This window comes from Actinomadura fibrosa (assembly GCF_900659615.1).
Classification (GTDB): domain Bacteria; phylum Actinomycetota; class Actinomycetes; order Streptosporangiales; family Streptosporangiaceae; genus Spirillospora; species Spirillospora fibrosa.
Window position 1 is genome coordinate 20500 of the sequence record NZ_CAACUY010000121.1, and the last position, 7775, is coordinate 28274.

The window sequence follows — 7775 nt, forward strand, 5'->3', positions numbered from 1 at the left end:
TCACGGCGTCCGTTTCCTCCGGTCATCACCACTTCCTTTCCGCACCCGCGTTCCGCAGCCACCTGTACCGCCAGAGATCAGTAATGCCTGAACAGTCCGACTATTGCGGGTACGCTGAGCGCGAGCGTGTAGATGCCGTGATAGGCGCCGACCCCGTTGGCGCGTGGCCCGTTGGACCGCCATGCATCCCTCCTGAGAATGAATGGGGCACGAGCCTGTACCTCCGATGGCCTGATCCATTTGGAGAACTGACCGAACTTCGCGTACTCCATCGCGCTTGTGTTCCCGAACGAGACCGCCGTGAAGACCCCGTCATGGACGTTGGCGCGCCAGGAATCTCGGAATCCATCGTCATGCCATCGCTTCTGTGCTCGGACCCCGTACGCCACCCCCGTCGCGATCCCGCATGCGACCCAACCCGCACCGAGGCAGACTCCGAGGGCGGCGCCCGTGGCTATTTGTCCCCGATGTTTCATCGTGAATTTCCAGGCCGCCGTGGCGCCCTTCGCTATCCCCTTGCCCGCGCTCTTCGCCACCTTTTTGGTCTTGCCCCAGGCCTTGCCCCAGATGGACTTGTGGTGCTTCTTGGCCTGGTGGGGCTTCTTCTTGACCCAGTAGGAGTGGTAGTACGTGGTCTTGCGGGCCTTGCTCCACTGGGTGGTCGTCCTGGAGATGCGGTACTGGCCGTGGCGGTGGACGACCTTGCGGACGCTGTAGCCCCAGCCCTTCTTGCGGCTGTACTTCCAGTGGGACTTCTGGCGGTGCTTGCGGTCGTAGGCGGAGTCGCCGCCGCTGAGGTAGCCGCGGTCGGTCGGGCCCAGGGGGCGCATGCCGTCGGGGTCGGAGTAGGTGACCGGGCTGTCGTTGCCGTAGGTGTAGGCGTTCTGCTGGGCCGGGTCGTCGGGGTCGATCACCGGGTCGACGGAGATGAACGAGCCGAGCCGGGGGTCGTACTCCCGGGCGCCGAGATGGGTCAGCCCTGTCGGGTCGTCCACGCCGTCGACGAAGCCGTGGGAGTCGGGCCAGAACGCCGCTTGTGCGGTGCGGTCCTCTCCGTAGGGCAGTTGCCTGCGGCGGGCGACGTCCTGTCCTTCGCCGGCCCTGACCGCCGTCAGCGCGGTGCCCTGGTGGTCGGCGAAGGTGTAGTAGAGGCCCGCGCTGGTGCGCACGGCCACCGCCTCGTCGTCGTCCGGCCCGTGGGCGTAGTAGCGGACGGCGGTCCTGCCGCCGTCGGATCTGGTGGTCAGCTCGTCGTCTCCTGGCAGGTACAGGGTGGTCGAGCCGTCCGGGCCGCGTGACAGCAGCCGGTTCCCGTCGCCGTCGTAGACGTAGCCGGTGGTCTTGCCGTCCTCGGTGACGCTCGCGAGGCGTCCTTCGGCGTCCCAGGTCAGGCCCTGACTCCTGCCGCCCTCCTTGCGGCCGTTCATGTTGCCCGCGGCGTCGTAGGCGAAGGCGTCGGTCGTGCCGTTCTCGGGGCCGCCCGCGGTGGCGACGGCGGTAGTGGCGTGCGGCCGCGGGTCGCCGGCGGCCGGGTGGGTGTAGGTGCGGACGATGTCTCCGGTGGTTGTCCCGGGGACCTGGTGCCGGGTCTCCTTGGTGCGGTTGCCGACCGCGTCATAGGCGTAGGAGAGCCAGTAGGGCTCCGGGCCTGCCACCGCCGACGGCGACGGTGTCCGCTGGCACGCGGCCGCGGTCGTGGTCCACGCCTCGGTCAGCCGGCGCAGCCCGTCGGTCGTGAAGCACTGCCGGTCGACGGTCTGGGCAGCGTCCTGGCCGGCGATCGTGGCGATGGAGGTGATGTTCCCCGCGTCGTCGCGGGTGTAGGTGGTGTCGTCGATGCGCTGCGGGGCGGTGTCGCGGTCGGTGACCTGCCGGGTCATGTCGCCGGTGTGCTCGTCGTAGTACTGGGTCTTGTAGGCCTTGGAGCCGGACGGCCCGTACTCGGTGCGCCGGGGCCTGCCGTAGGCGTCGTAGGACGTGGCGCCGACGAGGACGGTCTGTCCGGCGGTGGTCTTCTGGGGGAGGCCGCCTTCACCGAAGACGGTGGTCACCCGCTCGGAAGGCAGTTGGCCGAGGCTGGGGTACAGCGTCCATTCCTGCTGTCCGGTGTAGGTGTTGTAGCCGTAGGAGTAGGTGTAGGCCTGGGTTGTTCCGTTCCCGCCCGGGATGGTCACCGTGGTGGACGTGGGTTGGTCGCGATCGTTGTAGCCGCCGATGGCGGTGATGTACTTCTCGCCGTCGGCGATGCGGGTGCTTGAGGTGAGTTCGCCCTTGAGGACGGTGTCGTAGGTCCAGCTCGCCCGCACCGTGGATCCCTGTTTCACCTCGGTCTTGCGGCCCAGCGCGTCGTAGGTGGTCGTCAGGGTGACGCCGCGGGCGTCGGTGGTGGTGACCGGACGGTCGGCGTTGTCGTAGGCAGTGGTAGTGGTGCCCTTGTCCGGGTCGTTCGAGGAGACCATGCGGCCCCGCGCGTCGTAGGCGTTGGTCCAGACGTTCCCGGCGGGGTCGGTCATCTTGGCGAGCTGGTCGTGCTTGTCGTAGCCGTAGGTGGTCTTCTGCGTCGTTCCGGACGCGGGATCGGTGTACTGGAGCAGCTCGACGACGTGGTCGCGGGCGTCGGTGACGGTGGTCTGCTTGACGCCGCCCTGGGGCGGGGTGACCGTCACCTGGTCGCTGCTGTAGGTGGTGGTGGTCCGCTTGGTCTCGGTGCCGTACTTGCGGGAGATCGCCGCGGTGACCTGGCCGAGACCGTCATGGACGTTCTCGGTCATGTTCGGCACCGCGGCGTCCGATGCCGTGACCAGGGTGCCGGACGCCTCTCCGCTCGCGTAGTAGTCGTTGTAGGTCTTCCAGGCGAACTCGCGGGTGTCGTAGAGCTTCTCGTTGACGATCCGGCCGCCGCCGATGGCAGGTTCCTGGGTCTGGCGCTCCCGGAGCAGCCCGTCGTAGATGGTGTAGGAGGTCCTGTACGAGCCGTCGTGCTGGATCGTCTTCGTGGCGACGTAGGGCGCCGCGGTCTTGGTGATGCTGTACGCGTACTCTGCGGTGGGCTGGTCCGGATGGTCGCTCTTGGACCAGCCGGGTTCCCAGCGCCGCACGACCCGGCCCAGGGCGTCGAGCTCGGCGTCGGCGCGCCGGCCGTTCTCGTCGGTCTCGGCGATGGGCGCGCCCCGCAGCGGATCCTCCTCGCTGGTATCCGTGTGGCCGAGCGCGTTGGTGGTGGTGATCTTCGTCGGCGCGGCGCCGGCGGCGGGGGCGTAGGACGTGCCGGTCTTGGCGCCGGCTCCGTCGGTGGACGTCAGCTCCCGCCCGTACTGGTCGTAGGTGGTGGTGGCGGTGGTGATGTAGCCGGTCCCGTCGCCGTCCTCCTCGTCCTCGCGCGTGGCGTCGCCCTTGGTCGGCGCGGCGCCGAGCACGGTGGACCCGTCGTAGTAGGTGCGGTCGGCGGAGACCAGGTCCTTCGGCAGGTCGGGGGACGACGCGCAGTCCTCGGCCACGACGCGGACCTCGGACTCGTAGTCCAGCATGTTCGCCGCGTCGTTGTGCGCGTACGAGGTGGTGGTGCAGCGCTCGTCGCCCGACTTGGCCATGTCCCCGGTCTCGGAGACGGAGGTGATCTGCCCTTGGGAGTTGTAGGCGTTCTCGGCGGCGGTGCGCAGCCATCCCCCATCGGCCTTGAGTTCCCGCGTGGCCTCGCTTCCCGTGCCGGTCATGTAGGCGACCTGGTCAGGCAGTCCGGCGCGGGTGTGGGTCGCGGTGGCCGCCGAGCGCCAGGGCGTCGAGGACACCGCGTCGACGATCCTGCCGCCGTCCCGGTCGTAGCGGGCCTCTTCCCGGGTCATCCCGGCGAACGATTCGCGGTCGGTGACGGCGTTGCCCTCGGAGTCGGCGACCTGCGCACCGTCGATGCCTCGGAAGTAGCGGTACTCGGTGAGCGTCTTGGTGTCCGAGCCTCCGCCGACGCGTTCCTGTACTCGGCCGTAACCGCGTCGCTCGCTGTAGGTCCGGTACTTGTCCTTGGTGAACTCGTCGTCGTCCTTGGTCCAGGCGGGATTGTCGAGATAGGTGTAGGAGGTGGTCTTCACCGGGCTGCCGCCGACGTTGTCGGACTCCAGCACCTCCGTGACCACGTAGGCGTGGAACCAGTCCTTGTAGGGCTCGTAGCCGGTCGCCGGGGCGTCCGGCGGCGACCAGTTCACCGGATAGCAGCGGCGGGTGTTGGCGGAGGGCGACGGCAGGTCGGCGGCGGTGCAGTCCTGCGGCGAGTAGGTGACCGCGACGGTGCCGCCGCTCTCGGTCTCGATCCCGTACACCCGGTAGCGCACCAGGGGCGGGACGGGGTCGGTGATCGCGGCCGCGACCCGGTTCGCGAGCTGCTGCCCCTTGAAGGTCACGGGCGGCAGCGTGATCGGGGTGGCGGCGCTGTGGCCCGTCCGGGTGATGGACGCCAGCCACAGGGCGGGGTCCGTGCCGTCTCCCGGCGAGGGGAACTCGTGGGCCAGCGCCCAGGAGTCGGCGGTCTTGTACGTCGAGCCGACGAGCGCCTTGGAGGTGACCGAGGTCAGCCTCTTGCGCGTCCAGAACGTCGGGGAGGGGCTCGTGCACGCCGCGGCGGTCGTGCAGTGCTGGTCGAAGGGCACGTCCGGCCAGTTGGAGGCGTGGGACTTGTCGAAGGTGCCGCAGTCGCTCAGGCAGCGCTCGGAAACACCGAAGTCGACCCTCGCCGCCGCGCCGTTCGCCGCGTACACGCCGTCGGAACGCAGCCCGTAGTCGACATGGTCCAGGTAGCCGCCGCGGACGTATTCGGTGTCGGTGCCCTTGCCGGTGCTCGCGTTGACGTTCAGCGCGTAGCGGCCGAGCTCCTTCTCCCAGTAGTAGGCCATCGCGTTGCCGTGGGGGTCCTCGACGTAGTCGAGGTTCCACTGCCATGCCTGCTGGCACCAGGAGCTCGCGAACGCGGCGGCATGGCACGGCTCACCGGACTGGTTGCCGAAGACCGGAGCGGTCCAGGTGGAGTTGGTCTCCTTCCGGCCGCTCGCCCAGCCGGGCAGCCGGTTGTAGCCGAAGTGGTAGCGGGTGCCGTCCGGGGTGGTCACCCGCCAGTACTCACCGTCGTTGTCCCCGTTGCCCCGCGCAACATCGGTCAGCTTCTCGACCCTGGTGCCGTCGTCGTCCTTGAGCCGCCACGTCTTGGTGGCGTCGTCCCTGACCAGTTCATGGCTCTCCCCGTTCAACGTCATCGTGGCGTTGTCGGTCTTCCAGCACTGGTCCCCCACCTTGGTGGACGGGTTGTTGCCGCCGGTCTTGTCGTCGTCGCAGGCGACATAGCGGCGCGAGATGGCGCCGGGGTTCATCGACCAGCCCTCGCCGATCCAGTTGGCCTGGTTGTTGGTCGACGCCGTCCGGCCGTCCACCGACTGCGAGGAGTACGCGAGCGCCAGGTCGGGATCCAGGTCGCCGGGCACCTCGGGCAGGTCGAACTCGTAGGACCAGCCGAAACCACCGGACGAGCCGCCCGCCGTCCACCTCCCCGACGGGGACAGCGACGACGCCTTGAAGTCACCGGCGGACCCGGACGGCGCGGCCGTGACGGCGAGCAGCACCGTGCCGGGCTCGGCCGCCAGCCCCGTGGAGGTCGCGGTCGGCTTCGCGCCGGCCTGGGCCTCGACGGGCGCGCGCTCCCCGGCCGCGCGCGGATCCTGCGGCGCGAGCCGGACGGACGCCGACAGGCTGCCGTTCTTCGGGTCGTTCGCCGTGCGCACGGCCGCGGAGGTGCCGCAGCCCGTGGCGCCGGGAGTGGTCAGCATGCAGGCCGGAAGCCGGCGGAGGGTGAGACGGGACGCCCAGTCGCCTCCGTACATGTGCCGGAAGCCCTGATAGTCGATCCCCAGAGCGACATCGCCCTCACTGCCGCCGAGGCCCCGCACGGCGAGCACGACCCCGCTGATCCCGAGCTTGCGCGTCACGTCCTGGTCCAGCACCTGGACCTGGACGTCGGTCGGTCCGGGCACGGCGCCTCCCGCCTGCGTGCGGGCACCGGTGCCCTGCACCCAGACCGGAAGCGAACCCGCTGAGACCTTGACGGCCTTACCGGCCGCGGGAACGGCGCCTTTCGCCGTACCGGCCTTCGGAAAGGCCGTGCCGCGAGGCGGTTTCCACGCGTGTTCCGCCGTTTGGTCGACACGCTTGAGCGGCCTGCGGTCGACCTCCTTGACCGGGACGGGCTTGTCGTCCCGCACTTTGGGCAGCGCCAGTCTCCCGGCGTTCGCCGTGGCGGTGCCGAACAGTGCGAGCAGAAGAGTGGAGATCAGGGCGACGGCGATGATGCGTACTCGCCATGCCTGCCGTGTAATCCCGAAGACGGTGTCGAGCATTCGCTCCTCCAGAAGGGAAGCGCCACGAGAGGAAGGGTCGGTTCAACGGCACGGCGTCAGGGCACCTGAGCTCCTTCCATCACTTGCAGGTCGGCGATTGTCGGCAGGTGGTCGGAGCCGGACACGTTGGGTACTTGCGCGGTCAGAGCCGCCGTCTGGCGGGAGGTCGCCACATAATCGATACGCCGGTCGGGCGTCTGGGCCGGATAGGTCAATCCCTCGCTCCCACCACCGGCAGCCGCCCACGCATCGGTCAGCGAACCCCACAGCGGCGCAAGCTCCGACGCACCCGGACCGGCATTGAACGACCCGACCAGCACCTGATGACCGCCGTCCTCACCCAAGACCTTGAGCGTCTCCTCGACCTGCCTGCGCCGAACCGCCGCATCACTTTGCGTGTCCAACACCGTCGAATACACATGCACCGGCGTACCGCCCACCCTGATCCCCACCTCAGCGAACCCCGGAACCGAAACCGGCCCCGCCCCCGGATCCACCGCCGACACCCGCGTCAACGAATGATTGAACGACTCAAAAATCGGATACCGCGACAGAACCGCCGTCCCGAACTGCCGACGCGGCTTCCCCGCAGCAGGCGGATCCAAATCATAAATCGGCGCGAAATACGAACGCATCCCCAAAGCCCCGGCAAGCTCCCCAGCCACATCACGCCACCCGCTCCGCTCACCCCAATGAACATCCACTTCCTGCAACCCGATCACATCAGCATTCAACCCACGCAACGCAGCCACCGTCCGCGCCAGATCAAACTTCCCATCCACACCCACACCAGCATTGATGTTGTACGAGGCGACCCGCACTCCAGTTCGCACCGGAACATCACCGGACGCGGGCGGGACGATGAACAGAAGAGGCCATGCGAGCATGAGAACGATGCCGAGCGCGGACATGTACGGTTTGGATCGCATACCCATAGACGGTTCGGCCTTTGCCTAGAAGGAAACTGATCCAGCGAAAGTCGCCCGCGCAGCACGCCAAGAAAGCCGCCTGCCCCATGCCCTAAGCGATCTTCGCTTTCCTCCAGGAGACTAGAATTGAGGGAGAAGCCCCGCATCCGTCATCAGCGCCGGGCTCGCCATTCACCGCACGCCGCGGGCCGCGTCAGCATCCGTCACCGCCACCGCGCCTGTCAGCATCCGGACGGACGATGGCCGGCAACGTGCAGGAGGCCACGGCGTCGCACCGCGCCCGGCGCGTCCGTGGCCGACTTCGGACGTCCATTGACCCGGCGGCCGGACGGGATCAAGATCTCGCTGAACGCGGCGGCACCCCCGGAGGTGGACGATGCGCCCGACGTCCCTGCGCACCCTGGCGGCGACGGCGGCCAGCGCCATGCCGGTGATCGAGTCCTGGACGGCCCACGGGGTCTGCTCGTCCATC

General features: G+C 68.7%; 2 protein-coding genes. Both read right to left on the reverse strand.

The window, feature by feature from the left end; all coding sequences use genetic code 11:
- Positions 1-77 precede the first annotated feature (77 nt).
- Complete coding sequence (locus E1300_RS30615; protein WP_131760578.1) at positions 78-6374, reverse strand: RHS repeat domain-containing protein; 6297 nt, start codon at positions 6372-6374, stop codon at positions 78-80.
- A gap of 56 nt (positions 6375-6430) precedes the next feature.
- Positions 6431-7285 (reverse strand): endonuclease/exonuclease/phosphatase family protein, encoded by an 855-nt coding sequence (locus tag E1300_RS30620; RefSeq protein WP_207400049.1) that lies wholly within the window; start codon positions 7283-7285, stop codon positions 6431-6433.
- Between the last annotated feature and the right edge of the window lie 490 nt (positions 7286-7775).